This window comes from Rhodococcus sp. 21391 (genome assembly GCF_016772255.1).
Taxonomy (GTDB): Bacteria; Actinomycetota; Actinomycetes; order Mycobacteriales; family Mycobacteriaceae; genus Rhodococcus_F; species Rhodococcus_F opacus.
Genome location: NZ_CP063782.1, coordinates 1,294,722 through 1,312,261, shown reverse-complemented (window position 1 = coordinate 1,312,261; position 17,540 = coordinate 1,294,722). Strand labels below are relative to the sequence as shown.

The following is a 17,540-nucleotide window of genomic DNA, read 5'->3' as shown; positions in this document are numbered from 1 at the left end:
CACCCATGCCCACCAAAGCCACCACCTCGAACGCCACGGCCGGGGCGGAGGAGCCGACCTCCACCTCAGGCATCGCAGCGCTTCCTGACCCCGGCCGACCGAGCATCGCAGCACGATTCGGCAAACTCGAGTGGCGCGACTTCGCAATCTACATCGGCTTCGTCGTCATCTTCCTACTGTTCACAGTCTTCCTACGCGATGACGGCTTTCTGCTGACCAGCAACTTGCTCAACATCGTCAGACAAACCGCCATCATCGCCGTCATGGCGGTAGCCGGAACCTTCGTGATCGCCGCCGCCCAGATCGATCTCTCGATCGGATCCGTTGCCGGACTGTCCAGTGTCGTCACTGCCATGACCATCTCGTCGACCGGCAGCGTCCTGGTCGGAGTGCTGGCAGGACTCGGCACCGGCGTAGTGGTCGGCACCATCAACGGGGGCCTCGTCGCAATCCTGGGCTTGCCGTCCTTCCTGGTGACCCTCGCAATGCTGGGCATCGCAGCCGGAGTTGCGCAATGGATCTCCAACTTCCAGCCGGTGCCCATCCTGAACAAGGCCTTCACCAATCTGTTCGGGTCCGGAGACTTCGGACCCGTTCCCTCCCTCCTGCTCTGGGCAGGACTCTTCGTCCTCATCGGTGTCGTGGTGATGAACAAGACAGCATTCGGACGGCAGGTACTGGCCGCCGGAGGAAACGAGACCGCAGCACGCTTCACCGGCGTCCGCACCAAAAGGATCACCTTCTACGTGCTGTTGATCTCCGCCATCGTCGCCAGCATCGCCGGAATGCTCTACGCGGGCCGCCTTCAGTCGGGCCGGTATCAATGGGGCACCGGGGACGAGCTCTCCGTTATCGCCGCCGTTGTTCTGGGCGGGACCAGCCTCTTCGGCGGCTACGGCAGAGTCATCGGATCGGCGATCGGAGCAGTCTTCATCGGCCTCATCAACAATGGGCTGATCCTCGCCGGGCTGGACGTGAGCCAGCAGATCATCATCCAAGGCATCATCATTATCATTGCGGTCGCCCTCGCGAAGAAGAAGTGAACCACATCCTCAGTACTCCTGAAGGCCGCGATCCGCAGGCTTTCGTCTGAAAAAGACCAACTGACATCGCCGGTCCCGCTCACCGACAGGCGTGAGTACTACCTGGCATCATTAGCGAACATTTCATGACAAGGTGATTGTCAATGGACTCGAATACCCTGATCGAGTTGACTGCACTGTCCATAACCCGACCCGCTCCGGGCGCGAGCGCCGAGACCATGGCCGCATGGTACGAAGCGCAATCACGCCAATACGAACACGACTCGTTGCGAGCAGGACCAGACGGAGCCCGAGACAGCGCCCAAGCCGCACGAGCACACCAGCGGTCACTGCAGTTGCTCCGAGACTCGGTTCGCGCGAACCCCAGCGAGGAGTCGCCGTCACAAGCGCCGTGACGTCGCAACTGCTCGATCTCGACACCATTGTGTGGCTGCTCGCCGGTGGAACTCTGACATTCCGAGAGCGACGACCTGAAAGACCGATTGATCCTGCCCCAGACTCGCTGGACGTCTCACTCGGGTGTCCTCCCCGAGACGTCCGGCGCGGGCGGGGACCCGCAGCCTGCCGCATCTGTGGGTCTCCGCCAATCCAACGCCCCCACCATTCCAACGGGCGGATCCAGCACTCGGGCAGCATCTGCCGAATGGTATGTCGCTGTGCGATGGGTCCTTCTCTCGGTCAGGCGACGTCGACCAGCTTCGCCAAGTCGGCCATCCTGCCCGTCACTCGTGCTGACAGCGCGGTGCGGTTTCCGTGGTGTGGGTATCCGTCCGGCGGCGATCACCTCTCGATCGGTCCCCACAGGTGCGGTCATTTCCGCCCGGCGGTCCATTTCAGGCCCCAGCGGTAGGCCTTGGAGATGTCGGATTGGGTTCCGTTGATGTACCGGACTTCTCGGGTGACGGTCAGTTCGTTGCGTTCGTTTTTCAGGAGGGCGATGGCGCAGGATCGGGCGCGGTTGTCGGGGGAGTCGAGGCGTACTTCCACTTCGGGGCCGTGGGGTGGGTACAGGGTGACGATGCCGTCGGCGGCGGACCAGTTCGGGGTGCCGTCGTAGATGTAGGCGAAGATGAGGATGCGTTTGAAGTCGGCGAGGTGGGCGAGGTTGATGTGGAGGTTTTCGCCGCCGGCGTTGGTTCCGGATCTGTCGTCGCCGTCGAGGGCGATGTAGGGCGGGTAGTGCAGGTCGCCGAACGCGTTGCCGAGTGCTTGCACGACACCCTTGGATCCGTCGTTGAGTTGGTACAGGCATGCGAGGTCGAGGTCGATCGCGCCATTGCCGCCGAAGAGGCCCCGCCGGCCGCGGGTCCAGTTGAGGTTGACCCGCATCGTTCCGGTGTCGCCGCCCTTGGCGAGGGACACGGTGGGGCTGGCCTTGGTGAGGGTGATCTTGCTGCGCTGGACCCGCGGTTGCGGCGCCGGCGTGGGGGTGGGCGCCGGGGGCGCAATGACGGGCGCGGGCGGCTGGGCTGGGGGAGTGGACGGGTATGTGGGGGCCGGCGGGTGGCTGGGGGCGTCGTCGACGACGACACCGTGTTCGGTGACGAGGGCCTTGAGGCCGGTATCCCAGCCGGCGGAGACGTTCCGGATCTTCCATTGCTCACCGCGCCGGTAGATCTCGGCGAGGACGGCGGCCCGTTCAGTGGTCAGGCCGAGGGCTGGGGCTGAGACCGAACCCAGTGTGACGCCGAGACCGGGGATGGCGGCGAGGCTGCCGGGAGCGGAGTCGTCCATGCTCACCGCCAGACGCAGCCTGTCGATGCTGTGGGGCACTTTGGTGACGTCGACGTCGACGGTGCTGGGGCCGGTGAGCCGGACCGCTCCCTCGGGGGAGGCGGGTTGGTTGAAGAAGACGAAATCGCTGTCGCTGCGTACGTTCCCGGTGGTGGTGACCTGGAAGACCATGAGGTCGACCGACCCGGGGGTGACACCGGACACGGTGACGGTCAGCTGCGGTGAGGTCAGTGGGGTGTTCTGGCCGCGGACAAGCGACGTCATGGGTCTCTCCTGCGTGTTGCGTCGGATGAAAGGTGCTGCTCGCCAGGCTTGGCCGGCACCGGGGGCGCTCGTGTTCCGGGGGTGCACCCTGCCGCGGCGTGGCGCGGCAGGGTGCACCGTTGAGATCGGTCGGATCCGGTCGCGGGTGAGGCGCGTCAGCCGACGCTGGCCTTCTCCGGTTCGTCGTCCCGCTCACCGGTCGCCTCGATCGGTTCGAGGGTGCGGCGGTTGCGGATGATGCTGGAGATGAACGCGGCGCCGATGAGGGCGACACCGACGAGGCCGGTGACGTTCTCGTTGACGTGGTAGCCGATGGACACCAGCAGGATCACGGCCAGTGCGCCGATGGCCCAGTGGGCGCCGTGCTCGAGGTACACGTAGTCCGACAGGGTTCCCTTGCGGACCAGGAACACGGTGATGGAACGGACGAACATCGCGCCGACGAAGCCGAGGCCGAGGGCGATGATGATCGGGTCGGACGTGATCGCGAAGGCGCCGATGACACCGTCGAAGGAGAACGACGCGTCGAGGACCTCGAGGTAGAGGAACAGGAAGAACCCGGCTTTACCGGTGGCCTTGGCCAGCTCGGTCGGTCCGCCCTTGGACCCTTCGACCAGTTCGCCGTCTTCGTCTCCCTCGGGAGTGTTGAACAGCTCACCGAGACCGTTGACGGCGATGTAGGTGACCATGCCGAGGACGCCGGCGATCATCACCGTGGAGACGGTGTCCTCGGGGGCGATGTACGCAGCGGTGATCAGCAGCAGGGCGCCGGCGATGATGACGGCGAGCTGGTCGAGCTTGCCTGCGCGGGCGAGGGGCTTCTCCAGCCAGGACAGCCAGGTGATCTCGCGCTCTTCGAGGATGAAGCCGAGGAACAGCATCAGCAGGAACATGCCGCCGAACGCCGCGATCTGCGGGTGGGCGTCGGTGAGCAGGGTTTCGTAGCTGGCGCTGCCGTCGGGGAAGTACGCGGCACCGTCGGCGGGCGGGTTGAGTGCCAGGTCGAGGGCGGCGACGGGGCCGAGGCCGGAGGCCAGCCAGACGATGACGAGGGGGAAGACCAGGCGCATGCCGAACACCGCGATGACGATGCCGACGGTGAGGAAGATCTTCTGCCAGAACTCGCTCATGCGGCGCAGGACGGTGGCGTTGATGACGGCGTTGTCGAAGGACAGCGAGATCTCGAGGATCGAGAGGATCACCACGAGCAGGACGGCCTGGGGGCCTCCGTAGATCGCGGCGATGATGAGGGAGATCACCGTCACAGCGAAGGAGAGACCGAATATTCGCAGAACCACGAAGCGTGGCCTTTCTCTAGTGGGCATGCAGGGTGGCTACTGCAATGGTGTGAACACCAGCGGGCCGAACGCCAGGGGGAGGGCGCGGACGCGTGGTGCGGGCCCTCCCCGACCCACTGAGGTGGGTCAGATGTTGACGCCGTAGTCGCGGGCGATACCGGACAGCCCGGACGCGTAGCCCTGGCCGATGGCACGGAACTTCCACTCCCCGTTGTGCCGGTAGAGCTCACCGAAGGTCATCGCGGTCTCGCTGGATGCGTCCTCGGACAGGTCGTAGCGGACCAGTTCGTTGCCGGTACTGCGATCGACGACGCGGATGAACGCGTTGGTGACCTGCCCGAAGTTCTGACCACGCAGTTCTGCCTCATGGATGGAGACGGGGAAGAAGATGTTGGTGACGTTCGGCGGCACGGCCTTGAGGTCGACGTTGATCACCTCGTCGTCACCGTCGCCCTCGCCGGTGAGGTTGTCCCCTTCGTGCTGGATCGACCCGTCCGGGGAGCGCAGGTTGTTGTAGAACACGAAGTGCTGATCCGACAGGACCTTCTTGTTCTCGCCCGTTGCCAGAGCGCTGGCGTCGAGGTCGAATTCGTGGCCGGTGGTCGATCGCGCGTCCCAGCCCAATCCGACCGCGACCGCGGTCAGGTTCGGGGCCTGCTTGTCGAGGGATACGTTGCCGCCTTTGGCAAGGGTGACGCCCATGGGGGTCCTTTCACACAGGGGATAGGGGCATGCATACAGATGTGTGCCACCCCCGCAGATGTTCGAGCACGCTCACCATAGATCGTGGGGATTCGGTCATGCGAGAGGACGCGCGATTTCGGTGCAAACCGGTTCGCGCGGCGCGTGAACGGTTGTCTGCCTTGAGTAGTGAGCGATCCCGGCACCTCGACTGGAGTCGGTTCTGGTGCTACCAGAAGGGTGTGCGCGCTGTCTGTATACCCAGTAAATGACTCGGCCGGACACGCAGCGGGCATCCACGGTCGGCGGGCAATCTGCACACCGAGGCACGTGCGTGCCCCGTTTCGTCTGGGGTGAACTGGACCCTGAGATATCGCCGAGCAGCGGAACGGCGACGGTGGCACCCACGAAGACCGAAACAGTGATGGACGGCGATGGCGTCCACATCAGCGGCACTTATCCGCGGGTGGCCGGTCGACGGCACTCAGGGGCGTGACGGCCCGACTGTGGGATTACCGGAGGTGGTGCGGATCAGCTCAGCTGGCGCATGCAAGCCTGACACTGCGGTCCTGTGTGCGTCCGGTCCTCACGGGGTGCCGCCGAGTGCGCCGAGCGCGGGCGACGTTTCAGGGAAGCTCCGCGACGTGTCACTTGTCGCAGGCGATTCCGTCCTTGTCGCGGTCGAGCTTCGTCGAATATCCGGGCTCACCCTTGTAGATCGGGGCGGCGCCGGCGGCTCGCACTTCATCGCAAGATCCGTAGCTGACCGTCGATTTCGGTACGGGCGGGAGGGCCGCGGGCGGGCTCGTCGGAATCACGACCGGCGCCGGTGGTGGCGCCACGGCAATAGTGGTGGTGGGAACTACCGGGGCGACCGGCTGCACGGCAGCCGGTGAGGTGCTGACCGGAGCGGCAACCGTGGTCGTCGTCGGTGCCGGTCGTGAGGTGGTGGCCGGTCTGGCACTCGATGCGTCGACGACTCGGGCAACGGACGCTGTCGTGGTCGGTGTGGTGCTGGACTCGGTCTTGCTGCTTCCGCATCCGGTCACGAGCACAGCGCCGACGATCAGGGTGATCGCAAAGGTCGTCTTCTTCACCCAGGGCATGTAATCAGACAAACCGGATCATGTGTATCGGTCAGCCGGTATACATCGCCGATGGGAGAGGGCTCTCACGGCGTGCGTCGCCGAGCCGCCGCCGTCCCGTCGTGTCGGTGCGGTCACGGTGAGTGCGCCAGGGTGGCGGGCTGATCTCTCGGAGGGCCCGATCGCGATGACCGCAGCGGCTTCGTCGGGACACCGCAACGGTTCGCGTCGCTCCCGCGCCCTGCGCGGTCTCAGCACCAACGGCTACGGCGGCAAAAGCCACCACCACCACCACCGCCACCGCCACCGCCACCGCCACTGCTGGTGTAGGCGGGCGCCTCGACGTAAATGTTCCCGTTCTCGTCGAACTTGTACATCGAGTGATCGTCATCGCTGGTGTAGAGCCGGCCATCGGGTCCGGCACGCAACCGGTAGTTCCGCCTTCTGATCCGCTTTCACGATCGCTGTGTCATCGTCGTTGCGGCACACTGCTTGCAGCCCCGAGCGGGTGTCCCACGCATGCCCGATATGCCGTCAACATTCTGGTCCAGCGCGCAGCGTTCGTGGCCGCCGCGTTGGATTTCTCGGCCGATGCGAGCTGCTGGTCGAGGGGGATCGGGGCAAGAGCGGAAAGGTTGATGTCCGGCATGTCGAGTGTGCCGAACCCCTCGGCGAGCAGTATCTCGTTGAGGAGCACATCGGAGTCGGTTGAGGACTGAGCCGCCGCGGGGGCGGTCGTTGAGGTGGTGGAGGAGGTGGATGTCGTGGACGACACACGCGTCGTTGTGGGCGTGGTCGTCGGGGCGGGTGTGGTCGTGGTGGATATCTCCGACGTGCCGTCCGCAGGCGCGCTCAGATACACGTACCCACCGGGAGTCAGGCTTCCCCAGCGGACGAGGTGGCACGAACAACCCGCACCCCGGTGCCGATCGGCGCGAGTTCCGCCAACCGACCCAACACCGCAGCACGATTCGACTCCAGCGATGCATACCCGCCGCAACTCACCGCACCGACATGACTGAGATCGACACGGGTTCGTTGTCCGTCCACGTCGATGAATAGACCAGGTCCGGACCCTGCGGCCACGTCGTACTCGAGAACCGATCCCCGCCACTCAGGCCGCTGCGGCACCGGAACGTGCGCGGCGGTAGCCGTGCGAGCCGAAGGTGTAGCGGCCTGAGTGACGGATCGCTCCGATCGGGAGTCCTCGTCGATGCAGCTGCCGAACAGTGCCAACACCGCAACCGCCCCGAGCCCCCAACCGAACTTCCGCCTTGTGGCCACCACGAACTCCTCTATTACTGCCGGTGCCGTCACCGAGATCCGATGCAGCTTAGACGGTTCAGTGGACGTGGATGATCGCCTCCCCCCGCCACACCGGACGTCGAACTGCGACGCACCAGAAGGCGCGTCGACCCAGTCCCATCGATGTCTACACGTGCACGACTTCGTATGCGCCCGCCTGCCATTCACCTGAATGGTACTGATCCGAACCGACGCGGCCGGCGGCACCCATGCCCTCATCGACTACCTGACCACACAGAAGTTGTCGTACTCGATCGGATTCGGTCTCACCGACACCATCGTCACCGCCATCGACGCCCTTTCCGAACACGCTTGGATCCCCGCCTACAACGCCGACGGGCAACCCCGCGACGGCGCCTGGGTGACGGAGGTAACCAGTCTGCTCGAGCTGCCGGGCTGGCCCGACGGGATGCGAGTCACGGTCCGCAAAGAACGCCCACACCCCGGTGCACAACTGCGCTTCACCGACCGTGACGGGCTGCGGTTGACCGCGTTCGTCACCAACACCGAAGGTGGACAATTGCCCGATCTGGAACTGCGGCACCGGCGCCGGGCACGCTGCGAAGACCGGATCCGCATCCTGAAAGACACCGGCCTCGAGAACCTTCCGCTGCACGGTTTCGATCAGAATCGGATCTGGCTCGCCCTCGTCGCCCTCGCCGTCGAGGTCACTGCATGGATGCAGATGCTCGCGCTCACCGACGACCAAGCCAGTCGGTGGGAGCCAAAACGGCTACGACTACGCCTGTTCGCGACCGCCGGCCGCATCGCCCGCCACGCACGAAAAGTGCACCTGCGGCTGTCCGCCCACGCACCCTGGATCGACTTGCTGATCCGCATTGGCCCGTCTCAACGCAATCCCCGACCCCCACTGACCAGCACCAATCCGACGATCGAGACGAAAGGAAATCAACCTTCGCGGCCCTGGACCCCGACGACCACCCGACCGCGTCGGGCGACCACGCGTTGCCGAGCACCGAATCCACGCCCGAAACACCCAACCCGAAACGCTATAGCCGGTGGCTCTCATTCCCGCGCGGGAGATGATGCGCCGGCTGTCCCGGGCCCGCTCTCGGGCACGAGTACGACTGAGCCGAGGACGCGGCACAGGGCCAGCGCGAGTTGCGTGTCGAGTGGCTTGTCGGCGACGCCGCGGCCCAGTTGCAGCGAGGCTTTCTCCAGCCGGTAGCGGATCGAGTTGCGGTGGAGCATGAGCTGCGACGCCGTCGCTGAGTAGCTGAACGCGGACTCGAGGAACACGCGTACGGTGTCACGCTGACGAGCGGCGGCGTCGGAGTCGACCGCCAACTCCCCCAGCACATCGTGAACCCAGGCGCGGGTGGCGGGGAGGTCGTCGATGAGTCGGGAGATCACCGGGATCCCCTCGTCCGCATAGGAGGTCACGCGCGCGGTCGGGTCACTTGCGACGTGCGCGATCCGCGACGCCTGGTGCGCCTGGGACCGGCTTGCGCGGAATCCGGCCGGTCCGAACCCAGGTGAACCGAATGCGAGGCGGGACCCACCTGCAGAAGCTACCACCGAGTCAAAAGCACGGGTGTCGACGCGGTGCACGCCACCAAACCACACGTCCGCCTCGCGCCGACCGGTCACTACCACGAGTGGATCGTCGCGACCTCCAAGCATCGCGCGGACCTGGTCGATGAGAGGGGCGAGCGCGGGGGTATGCGCGGGCTGGTCGGCGCGATCGTCGACCCACACTCGGCATGCCACGTGTACCTGGTCGAGCCGGTATTTGGTGGCAGCGGAGAACTCTCTAGGGGACACGTCCTCGGCCTCGAGGACACGATTGACCCAGGTGAAAGTGGTGCGCGCAGCCCGCTCGTGGGAGGACCGCTGCTCCTCCTGATATGTGGCAATCACCTGGCGCGTGATCGCGTCGATGTATTGGTACAGCCAGCCCGCCAGGTGACGGTAGAGCGGCGGCTGCTCGTGAGGCGGACAGTCAATCTCCTGCACCTGGTCGAAGATGCGAGCCAGCAAGTAGTGGGATCCCACGTGATAGGCACGACGCAATGAAGACTCGGGAACGTCCTGCCGCGCGAGCTCCTCGGCGTACCGGTGCGCATGCGGCAACGAAGGCAGGTCGGACACCTCTTTGGAGTGCGCAAGCTGATCGATCATGACCTCGACATTGTCCGTGACGCTGGAGTGGAGAGCGTCACGCATCGCCCGGTCGTCGAGCTCACCGACCGCAGCCGCGATCTCGGCGGTCATCCCGTGACTGATCGCATCGGTCTCTCGCTGGAGGCGCTCCCCGATCTTCCTGGTGAGTTCACGGAGCCGCTCGAGATTCTGCGGATCCACGCTGAGCTTGCCTGGAAGGCTCCAAGACTCAGTCATCGCGCCAGGTCTGCCAGCGCGGCGCGGGCGGCGTTCCAGCCGGCCATGCCGTGCGCGCCTGCTCCGGGTGGGGCGGCGGCCGAGCAGAGGTAGGCGCCGGGGACGCCGGTGGCATACGGCTGCAGAGTCACGCGCGGACGGAACACCAACTGCCGGGCCGTATTCGCACCGGTGATAATGTCGCCGCCCACGTAGTTGGGATTGGCTTGCTCGATCTGCGCCACCGACCGCGAACGCGTCGACAGGATCCGCGCTCGGAAGCCCGGAGCGTACCGCTCGATCTGCGCGGTGATGATCTCGGTGGCGTCTCCGCTCCAACCCGACGGCACGTGGGCGTAGACGTCGACGGGATGCACCCCGTCCGATGCACGCCCAGTGTCCGCGACGGACTGCTGCCCCACCAACACGAATGGCCGATCGGGCATCACGCCGCGCACCACGTCGCGTTCGGCGGCGGCGATCTCTTCGAAGTTCCCGCCCACGTGCACGGTCCCCGCACGCCGGGAGGGTTCGTACTCCCATGGGATGCCGCCCTCGACGGCATACGACACCTGGAACGCGCCGGGCCCGTGCCGGAACCGGCTGTAGGCGCGGGCGATCCGCGGGGGCTGCGCAGAGCCCAACACCGATGCAGCTGCGGCGGGCGCGGTGTTGAGCATGAGGATGTCGGGCCGGCCCAGCTCGCGGTGGTCGCGCACCAGGGCTCCGGTCTCCACCCGTCCGCCGTACGACTCGAGCGCCGAGACCATCGCCCGCGAGATCGCAGCCGAGCCCCCGCGCGCGACCGGCCAACCGTAGCGGTGCGCCGCGGTCCCCAGCGCCACGCCGATCGCCGACGACATCACCGAACCGAACGGCCGAAACGCGTGCGCTGCCACCCCGCCGAACAGGGCCCGCGCCCCATCGGTCCGCCAGCGCCGCGCGAGCACGGTGGCCGGCAACGCTGCATGCACACCGAACCAGCCCAGGGCGAAGGGGTGGCGGGGCACGTGCACCATCGGTTGGAGGAATTCGCCCACGATGTCGTGGAAATGCGCGGAGAGGGGGCCGAACATCCGGCGGTACGAGGAACCGTCACCGCCGAGCCCCGCGGCGGTCTCTTCGACGGACCGCACCACCGCGGCCCCCCGCCCGCCGTGGAGCGGGTGCGCGTACTGGACCTCGGGCGGCACTGTCACGTTGTTGAACGCGGCAAACTGGGAGAATGTGGCGTGACCACCCCAATGCCATCGTACAAAGGCCACCGTTACCCGGTCGAGATCATCAACCAGTGCGTGTGGTTGTATTTCCGGTTCCCGCTCAGCTTCCGTGAGGTCGAGGAGATGATGCTCGAACGCGGTATCGCGGTCAGCTACGAGACGATCCGGCGGTGGTGCGCCAAGTTCGGGCAGGCCTACGCCAATCAGCTGCGCCGGCGGCGGGCTCGGCCCGGTGACAAATGGCACCTCGACGAGGTCTTCATCCGAATCAACGGCAAACTGCACTACTTGTGGCGGGCGGTCGACCAAGGCGGCAACGTACTCGACGTGCTGGTCCAGTCCCGCCGAAACGCGAAGGCAGCCAAAAAGTTCTTCCGCAAGCTGCTCAAGGGGCTGCGGTACGTGCCGCGGGTGATCATTACCGACAAGCTCGCCAGCTACCAGGTGGTGCACCGCGAGATGCTGGCCTCGGTCGAGCATCGCCGGTCGAAGTATTTGAACAATCGAGCCGAGAACTCACATCAACCCACCAGGCAGCGAGAACGTGCGATGAAGCGCTTCAAATCGCCCGCGCATGCGCAACGATTCCTGTCCGCCTTCTCGGGCATCTCACCGCATTTCCGGCCCAACCGGCACAGACTCTCGGCGCCCGAATGGCGTACCGAGATGACCGACCGCTTCGCGGTCTGGCAGCACGTCACCGCGACCGATTCCGGCACCTGAAAGTGAACGGCCCGAAGGTGTCCCGCAAAAGCCTGTCCCAAGTAGGCTTCACTGCTGAGCGTTTCGACTAACGTGACAGTGCCCCGCGTGAGGTAGTCGCTGAAGCCGGCGCGCGCAGTCACGGGTTGATTGGGGCTTCTGGGTGTGCCGATGCGTGCGGTTGCGGTGAGCGCCATTCGGTGCGGCCGCCAGGCGGCCAGTTCTCCACGATGCTGCTGCGTCGGCTTGTATAGTGCGGTTCTTGAAACGAAGTCAACTTCGCGAGGCAGTGTTCCCGAAGTTGCTGTCTCATGGTCAGGTCGAGGCCGGAGGCGAGCCGCTTTTCCACCATCCACAGCACACGTTGGTAGAATATTTTGGGGGGTATTCCGAACTCAGTGAAGATGTAATAGTCACCGCCACCATAGGCGCTCCACCGTAGGGCGAAGTCCAACAACGCGTGGTCGTAGGTATCCATTTGGTTCTCCGTGGTGTCGATCTCGGTCGGCGTTAAGTTCGAGAATGGTGGTGACCGTGGCCTAGCCGGCGGGTCGGCGCGACCGATGCGTGATTTGCGGCGTCCGCCGAGAAGAGGAAGTGGAATGCGTTCCAGGAGGACTGGTGCAAGCGGCTGGGGGCGCGCGAGTGCTCTACCGCCAGCCGAGCAGGACATCGCCAGACAAGTCGATGAGGGTGAGGTGATCCTGGCGCGACTTGACTGGGAGCCCCAGCCATCTACCGTCGTTCGGTCACTCGGTGATCACCTTGACCACGACCTTCCCTCGGTTCTCGCCGGCGAGACTGCGGTTGAGAGTATGTCTCGCATGCTCGAGACCGTCGACCACGGTCTCCGCGGAGTGCAGGGTGCCGGCGCTGAGAGCCTGCGACAGCTGTCCGATGATCTCTGCGTACCGATCCACGTGATCGAAAACGATGAATCCTCGTAGAGTAGCGCGTTGCATAAGCAGCTGACTGACATTACGTAGGCCGCGTTGGGCGTTATCTCCATTGTAGTCGTTGTACTCGGAAACCAGCCCGCAGAGCGTGATTCGCGCCCCAATATTTAGTCGGCCGAAAACGTGGTCCATGATCTCGCCGCCAACATTTTCGAAGTCCACGTCGATACCTTCAGGTGTGGCGTCGTCGAGTTGCTTCTGCCAGTCACCAGCATGTCGGTCAATACACGCGTCAAACCCCAACTCTTCTACCAGATATCGACATTTCTCGGCGCCACCTGCGATACCGACCACTCGGGCCCCCCGCTGCTTTGCGAGCTGACCCGCAATGGAGCCCACGGCTCCGGCCGCGGCGGATACAAAGACAGTCTCTCCCGGTCTAGGATCGCCGAACTCAACGCCGAGGTACGCCGATATTCCGGTATGGCCCAGGACCCCAACGAACGCGGGGAGAGGGGCCGGTAGAGGATCGGGTAGGACTGTGAATGACATGTCTTCACTCGCTGCATCAGCGACGCAATAGTCCTGCCAGCCCGTCAATCCCACAACAAACGATCCGACAGGAAGATCGTCCCGTCGGCTGGCGACGACCCGCCCCACACCGGCCCCGCGCATGACGGCGTTCAATTCGACCGGAGGGATATAGGAACGCATCGCACTCATCCACACACGATTCGTGGGATCGACCGACAAGTAGTGCGTTCGAATAAGCGCCTGCCCATCCAGGATCTCGGCAACCGGCTCTTCCAACCATTCAAGATTGTCGGCGGTTACTTCCCCCTCCGGACGACTCCGCAATCGGTAGAGCCGGTTGGTCAAAGTACTCATCACATCTCCTTAAGGGGCGCATAAATGCCACAGCGGAATGCCTCTCGAGCCCGCCGGAATGCGGCTTCGCGGGCACCCTGTCCAGCCGATCCTGGCCGACCACCCTGAGATTAGACTCACAGTCGGCGATAATCAACACACTGTCCAAACATTGCGGCGAAGAATCGGTGCGGCTGCCGCAGATTGGTGTCGACACACTGTTGACTATCACCGACAGGACGGGCATTCTTTGATGCTACGGCGGCTGGCGTATCAGTCGCCGCCAGAGCCCACCAAGGAGGCGACTGTGAGTACACAAGCAGAGAATCGCAAGGTAGTGGATGGTTTTTGGGGAGACCTTGATAGCGGGCCACCGACCGGGAAAGAGCTGGCGGCTTGGAAAGACTGGTTCGCCGAAGATGCGGTGTGGGAGATGCCGTTCGCCCCTGAGCCGCTCGCGAAGACGGTCCCCGGCCGCCAACTCATCGGCCACTTCATCGACTGGTTCTTCAAGTCCGTGCCCGACCTGAAGATCGACTCGTTGGTTGTGCACGACACGACAGATCCCGAGCTGTTTGTGCTCGAGCTACACGGGAAGGCGACCGTGACGCAGAACGGAAACGTGTACGCGAACACGTACTGCACACACATGCGAATCAGAGGCGGCAAGGTGGTCTTGATTCGCGAGTACTTCGATCCAAATATCGTCGAACAAGCCTTCGGCGTCGAAGTCATTGCGGAGGGTATGTCCCAGGTGATGGCAGCCGCAGGCCTGGAGGTAAGCAAGTGAAGCTCATCCCGGAATTTTCGTACACCGCAGAACTCGCTGAGCCGCAGGTCGTCGGTCCTGGGCCGTACGGCGTGCGGCAGGTCCTCCCCGTTACCGGCGGCACCGTAAAGGGTGATCGACTGAGCGGTACAGCAGCTATCGGCGGCGGTGACTGGCTCCTGGCTGGAGATGACGGATTCGGGCGGCTGGATGTGCGCGCTCAGTTCAATACCGACGATGGTGCCGTCATCTACATGAGCTACCAGGGCCTGGTTGAGGTGACCGAAGCCGCTGCATCCGCCTTGACCGGCGGGGACTCGAGCACGAACTTTGGCGACCACTACTTTGTCACTACTCCCCGCCTTGAGTGCGGGGACGCCAGGTACGGCTGGGTCAACCAGACCATCTTCGTGGGACAGGGGCGAATTACCCCCGGACCCGTCATCGAGTTTCAGGTCTTTCGCGTAGCCCTGCAGTAGGACGAACGGGACTGCAGCCGCGGGCCGCACATCACATGAAAGTGTGAGGTGCGGCCCGCCGCTTACGGGCGAAATTGGAAAGCGTGGCATAGACCGCCAAGTAAGCCTCGCACTTAGCCTGAATCCATGGAGGTTGTAGCGGGTTTGACGGCGCGTGAATGACGAAAGCGCCTCCCTCAGTGAGACAATCAAGATTCTCAGGTCACGATTGTCCACGTACGGAAAGGCACTGTGAGTCGCCGAGGTCGAGTACACCGCGTTCTCCGGCCGCTACCGGGTCACCGCCCGCCTGATCGTGCACCGGGTCAAGGACGTCAATTACCCGGATGCGATGTTCCCGGTGTGGCGCTATCACCCGTTCTTCACCAATTCCGACCTGCCGATCGTCGACGCCGACATCGTCCATCGCAACCACGCGATCGTGGAAACGGTGTTCGCGGATCTGATCGACGGGCCACTCGCGCACGTTCCTTCCGGGCGTTTCGGCGCGAACAGTGCCTGGGTGCTCTGCGCAGCGATCACGCACAACTTGCTGCGCGCCGCGGGCACCCTCTGCGGAGGAAGTCACGCCGTTGCCCGTGGTGCCACGTGCGCCGACACCTGGTCAACGTCCCCGTCCGATTCGCCAGACCAGCACGGTCAACGTCCCCGTCCGATTCGCCAGACCAGCACGCAAACCAGTACTTCACCTGACCATCCACTGGCCACGGCAGGACCAATGCAAAATGCTTTGGCGCAACGTCATCGGATACGAACTATCGGAAGTGGCCTGACCGGACACCGCGGCTGCCCCGGCCTCGACCAAGGAACGACGTGGATGAGCTGACAACCAGGTCAGCAGATCAGCCGCGCCCACCAACAAGAACTCGCCGACGACATCAACAAATTCGATCCGGAAATCACCGAAATCACGCATCTACGGATTCAGGCTTAAGCGAAACCGAGCCTCTGTGATGAGTGATGACGGCGTACCTAATTGCTCGACCCATCTAGCGCAGCAACCTCGACAACCCCTCCGCGAAGCCAGTAATAGCACGCTCGCCCTCGTCAACCGCGCCGGCTAGTAGAAAGAAGCTATGAGGCATGCCCGCATGCTCGCGATGGACGACTGCAACGCCCGAAGCGCGCAATTTAGAGGCATATCGACTGGCATCATCTGAGACTGGATCGATCTCTGCGTTGATGATGAGCGCAGGCGGGGCGTTGTTCAGATTCACTCTGAACAACGGCGAGACTTCCGGTGACTTTCGAAGCCACACGTTGGGCACGTATTGATCGATACACCATTCGAGTGCGGCACGCGAAAGAAGAGGCGCCGATCCGTATCTGTTCACGGAGTCACTGCTCAAGGTCAGATCTAGCACTGGGCACAGAAGTCCCTGCGCCTTGACCGACGCACCGTCTGTACGTGCGTTGAGAGTCGCTGCGGTCGCCGCTGCGAGCATTCCCCCAGAGGAGTCTCCAGCAACCGCCAGTGCTTCGCCGTCAATTCTCAGTTCATCAGAATGATCGGCCACCCAGCAGAACGACTCGATCGCATCGGCGTGAGCGCTCGGATAGGTATTTTCGGGCGCAAGGCGGTACGCCACCGAGATCACGCGGAGAGCGCCCTGGACGCTCAACTCGCGACACAGTCGGTCATGAGAGTCCAGGCTGCCCCTGACGAAACCGCCACCGTGGAAGTACACGACACACGGCGCTGCCCCGGTTGTGCCTTTGGGAGAGTAACTCCGGGCATTGAGGACCCTCCCGCGAAGGGGAATCTCTAAGTCCCTCACGTCGCAATGTGGATTGAGATCACCTGCCAACCCGATCAATTTCTCGCCGACCGCCCTGTACGCGGTGATGGACACTTCCCACGGCTGCGCCGGTGGATTCGTTGACAGGGACGCCAGCAACTCGAGTACCTGAGGGTGCAGATCGCTCATGAATGGCCTGCACGGATCTTCGTCGCGGCACCTATGCGCTTTCGTAGCGGACTCACCAGTCGTCTCCTCCATTGCTGCTGTCAGGGGCGTACGACCGTCGACTAGTCGGGTCGCACGTCGGTGTTCCAACTTTGCACTTAGTGTTGGTCCTCGTCAACGTTATGTCGATTATGCGCGCACCAGTGGCCTGGCCGCGCGTCGGCCTGCACCCGGATTATCCCTTTGAACTGCAGATTTGTCGAAATCCGACAGAGTGTTGACTCTTATCGACTGTGAGTCTAGTCTCAAAAATGTCCGAGCCGTGACGTCACTCATCACCACGGCAAGCAACGAAAAAGGGGCCCTCATGGTCACGAAGTCCGATGTCGACCAGATTCAGCCGACGACAAACCGAGACGGGGAGAGCTACGTCTCCCACCGCAGCGATGTGCATTTCAACATGACCGGCGACTTCATGACCGGTGTAGATTTCTGGATTCATGCGACCGGTGAAAGCACCAATGGCCAGCTGATCATCATCGAGACCAACTGGGTTCGCGGAACCGAGCCGGTCTGGCACATCCATCACCGCGAAGAGGAAGGCTTCTTCGTGATGGACGGTGAAATCAAGATCCACACCGAAGACGGGTCCTACAATGCCGGCGCGGGTCAATTCGTTTGGGGGCGCAAGGATCAGCGGCATACTTACGAGGTCGTCGGAGAAGAGGCGCGGATCCTCGTGATCTTCGTTCCGGGCCCCGACAGCAGCGGATTCGAGCCCGGCGGCGGCATCGACAAGTACTTCTACGAAGCGCGCGATCGCGAATTGCGCACTCCGGAGCAGCTAGCCGCAGAGGTGGAGAATCTCAAGACGAACTATGGCTTGGAGATGTTCCCCGAGTTGCCGCACCCCCGGGACGCCAAAGCTTAAGCGGCCCACATCATCAACT

The 17,540-nt window shown here is 63.8% G+C and carries 16 protein-coding genes and 2 pseudogenes; 8 read left to right on the top strand and 10 right to left on the bottom strand.

All coding sequences use genetic code 11. From position 1 onward, the window contains the following. Nucleotides 1–5 precede the first annotated feature (5 nt). Nucleotides 6–1,043: an ABC transporter permease gene (locus tag GO592_RS40875; RefSeq protein WP_007296999.1), complete on the top strand. Its 1,038-nt coding sequence runs from the start codon at nucleotides 6–8 to the stop codon at nucleotides 1,041–1,043. Nucleotides 1,044–1,853: 810 nt separating this feature from the next. Here GO592_RS40875 and GO592_RS40870 read toward each other — a convergent pair. From GO592_RS40870 to GO592_RS45435, 4 genes are all read right to left on the bottom strand, one after another. Next, the gene (locus GO592_RS40870) at nucleotides 1,854–3,041 is read right to left on the bottom strand and encodes a TerD family protein (RefSeq protein WP_007297000.1); all 1,188 of its coding nucleotides are present in this window, start codon (nucleotides 3,039–3,041) and stop codon (nucleotides 1,854–1,856) included. Nucleotides 3,042–3,196: 155 nt separating this feature from the next. Next, complete coding sequence (locus GO592_RS40865) at nucleotides 3,197–4,339, bottom strand: DUF475 domain-containing protein (RefSeq protein WP_041813152.1); 1,143 nt, start codon at nucleotides 4,337–4,339, stop codon at nucleotides 3,197–3,199. A gap of 126 nt (nucleotides 4,340–4,465) precedes the next feature. Next, nucleotides 4,466–5,041: a TerD family protein gene (locus GO592_RS40860; RefSeq protein ID WP_007295564.1), complete on the bottom strand. Its 576-nt coding sequence runs from the start codon at nucleotides 5,039–5,041 to the stop codon at nucleotides 4,466–4,468. 626 nt (nucleotides 5,042–5,667) lie between these two features. Next, complete coding sequence (locus GO592_RS45435) at nucleotides 5,668–5,862, bottom strand: excalibur calcium-binding domain-containing protein (protein ID WP_237720324.1); 195 nt, start codon at nucleotides 5,860–5,862, stop codon at nucleotides 5,668–5,670. Between the two features lie 13 nt (nucleotides 5,863–5,875). Between GO592_RS45435 and GO592_RS45430 the strand changes: the two genes are divergently transcribed. Further along, on the top strand, nucleotides 5,876–6,130 hold the full coding sequence (locus tag GO592_RS45430) for a hypothetical protein (protein ID WP_237720323.1): 255 nt from the start codon (nucleotides 5,876–5,878) through the stop codon (nucleotides 6,128–6,130). Between the two features lie 444 nt (nucleotides 6,131–6,574). Here the strand turns inward: GO592_RS45430 and GO592_RS40850 are convergent, their stop codons facing one another. Further along, nucleotides 6,575–6,880, bottom strand: coding sequence for a hypothetical protein (locus GO592_RS40850; protein WP_007295561.1), 306 nt, complete (start codon nucleotides 6,878–6,880; stop codon nucleotides 6,575–6,577). 705 nt (nucleotides 6,881–7,585) lie between these two features. Between GO592_RS40850 and GO592_RS40845 the strand changes: the two are divergent. After that, nucleotides 7,586–8,285, top strand: a pseudogene (locus tag GO592_RS40845) (IS1380 family transposase); the annotation flags it as partial. Between the two features lie 151 nt (nucleotides 8,286–8,436). Here the strand turns inward: GO592_RS40845 and GO592_RS40840 are convergent. Both GO592_RS40840 and GO592_RS40835 read right to left on the bottom strand, forming a co-directional pair. Further along, nucleotides 8,437–9,771 (bottom strand): PucR family transcriptional regulator, encoded by a 1,335-nt coding sequence (locus GO592_RS40840; RefSeq protein ID WP_011599128.1) that lies wholly within the window; start codon nucleotides 9,769–9,771, stop codon nucleotides 8,437–8,439. Then, nucleotides 9,768–10,943, bottom strand: coding sequence for a phytoene desaturase family protein (locus tag GO592_RS40835; RefSeq protein ID WP_237737269.1), 1,176 nt, complete (start codon nucleotides 10,941–10,943; stop codon nucleotides 9,768–9,770). Before GO592_RS40835 ends, GO592_RS40840 begins: the two co-directional genes overlap by 4 nt. 51 nt (nucleotides 10,944–10,994) lie before the next feature. Between GO592_RS40835 and GO592_RS40830 the strand changes: the two genes are divergently transcribed. After that, the gene (locus tag GO592_RS40830; RefSeq protein WP_148228566.1) at nucleotides 10,995–11,693 is read left to right on the top strand and encodes an IS6 family transposase; all 699 of its coding nucleotides are present in this window, start codon (nucleotides 10,995–10,997) and stop codon (nucleotides 11,691–11,693) included. A gap of 118 nt (nucleotides 11,694–11,811) precedes the next feature. Here the strand turns inward: GO592_RS40830 and GO592_RS40825 are convergent, their stop codons facing one another. Together GO592_RS40825 and GO592_RS40820 are read right to left on the bottom strand one after the other, a co-directional pair. Then, nucleotides 11,812–12,150, bottom strand: coding sequence for a hypothetical protein (locus tag GO592_RS40825; RefSeq protein ID WP_237727101.1), 339 nt, complete (start codon nucleotides 12,148–12,150; stop codon nucleotides 11,812–11,814). Between the two features lie 271 nt (nucleotides 12,151–12,421). Beyond that, nucleotides 12,422–13,456 carry an NADP-dependent oxidoreductase gene (locus GO592_RS40820; protein WP_011600055.1) on the bottom strand — a complete coding sequence of 345 codons (1,035 nt, stop codon included), beginning with the start codon at nucleotides 13,454–13,456 and terminating at the stop codon, nucleotides 12,422–12,424. Between the two features lie 286 nt (nucleotides 13,457–13,742). Here GO592_RS40820 and GO592_RS40815 point away from each other — a divergent pair, with 286 nt between their 5' ends. The 3 genes and pseudogenes from GO592_RS40815 to GO592_RS40805 form a co-directional block, all read left to right on the top strand. Further along, nucleotides 13,743–14,225, top strand: a complete 483-nt coding sequence (locus tag GO592_RS40815) for a nuclear transport factor 2 family protein (RefSeq protein WP_193384960.1) — start codon at nucleotides 13,743–13,745, stop codon at nucleotides 14,223–14,225. Next, nucleotides 14,222–14,683 (top strand): DUF3237 domain-containing protein, encoded by a 462-nt coding sequence (locus GO592_RS40810; RefSeq protein ID WP_011600057.1) that lies wholly within the window; start codon nucleotides 14,222–14,224, stop codon nucleotides 14,681–14,683. The genes GO592_RS40815 and GO592_RS40810 overlap by 4 nt, the downstream gene beginning before the upstream one ends. A 235-nt stretch (nucleotides 14,684–14,918) precedes the next feature. Beyond that, nucleotides 14,919–15,456, top strand: a pseudogene (locus GO592_RS40805) (IS1380 family transposase); the annotation flags it as partial. 216 nt (nucleotides 15,457–15,672) lie between these two features. On the opposite strand, the gene GO592_RS40795 reads toward GO592_RS40805, so the two are convergent. Continuing rightward, on the bottom strand, nucleotides 15,673–16,611 hold the full coding sequence (locus GO592_RS40795; RefSeq protein WP_041813603.1) for an alpha/beta hydrolase: 939 nt from the start codon (nucleotides 16,609–16,611) through the stop codon (nucleotides 15,673–15,675). A gap of 346 nt (nucleotides 16,612–16,957) precedes the next feature. Between GO592_RS40795 and GO592_RS40790 the strand changes: the two genes are divergently transcribed. Then, the gene (locus GO592_RS40790; RefSeq protein WP_050787647.1) at nucleotides 16,958–17,521 is read left to right on the top strand and encodes a cupin domain-containing protein; all 564 of its coding nucleotides are present in this window, start codon (nucleotides 16,958–16,960) and stop codon (nucleotides 17,519–17,521) included. Nucleotides 17,522–17,540: the final 19 nt, after the last annotated feature.

Bases quoted from the DNA above. Each gene is read 5' to 3' on its own strand.
- GO592_RS40840 (WP_011599128.1), bottom strand. From the start codon at position 9,771: ATGACTGAGTCTTGGAGCCTTCCAGGCAAGCTCAGCGTGGATCCGCAG.
- GO592_RS40870 (WP_007297000.1), bottom strand. From the start codon at position 3,041: ATGACGTCGCTTGTCCGCGGCCAGAACACCCCACTGACCTCACCGCAG.
- GO592_RS40825 (WP_237727101.1), bottom strand. From the start codon at position 12,150: ATGGATACCTACGACCACGCGTTGTTGGACTTCGCCCTACGGTGGAGC.
- GO592_RS40820 (WP_011600055.1), bottom strand. From the start codon at position 13,456: ATGAGTACTTTGACCAACCGGCTCTACCGATTGCGGAGTCGTCCGGAG.
- GO592_RS40875 (WP_007296999.1), top strand. From the start codon at position 6: ATGCCCACCAAAGCCACCACCTCGAACGCCACGGCCGGGGCGGAGGAG.
- GO592_RS40795 (WP_041813603.1), bottom strand. From the start codon at position 16,611: ATGAGCGATCTGCACCCTCAGGTACTCGAGTTGCTGGCGTCCCTGTCA.
- GO592_RS40830 (WP_148228566.1), top strand. From the start codon at position 10,995: ATGCCATCGTACAAAGGCCACCGTTACCCGGTCGAGATCATCAACCAG.
- GO592_RS40790 (WP_050787647.1), top strand. From the start codon at position 16,958: ATGGTCACGAAGTCCGATGTCGACCAGATTCAGCCGACGACAAACCGA.
- GO592_RS40860 (WP_007295564.1), bottom strand. From the start codon at position 5,041: ATGGGCGTCACCCTTGCCAAAGGCGGCAACGTATCCCTCGACAAGCAG.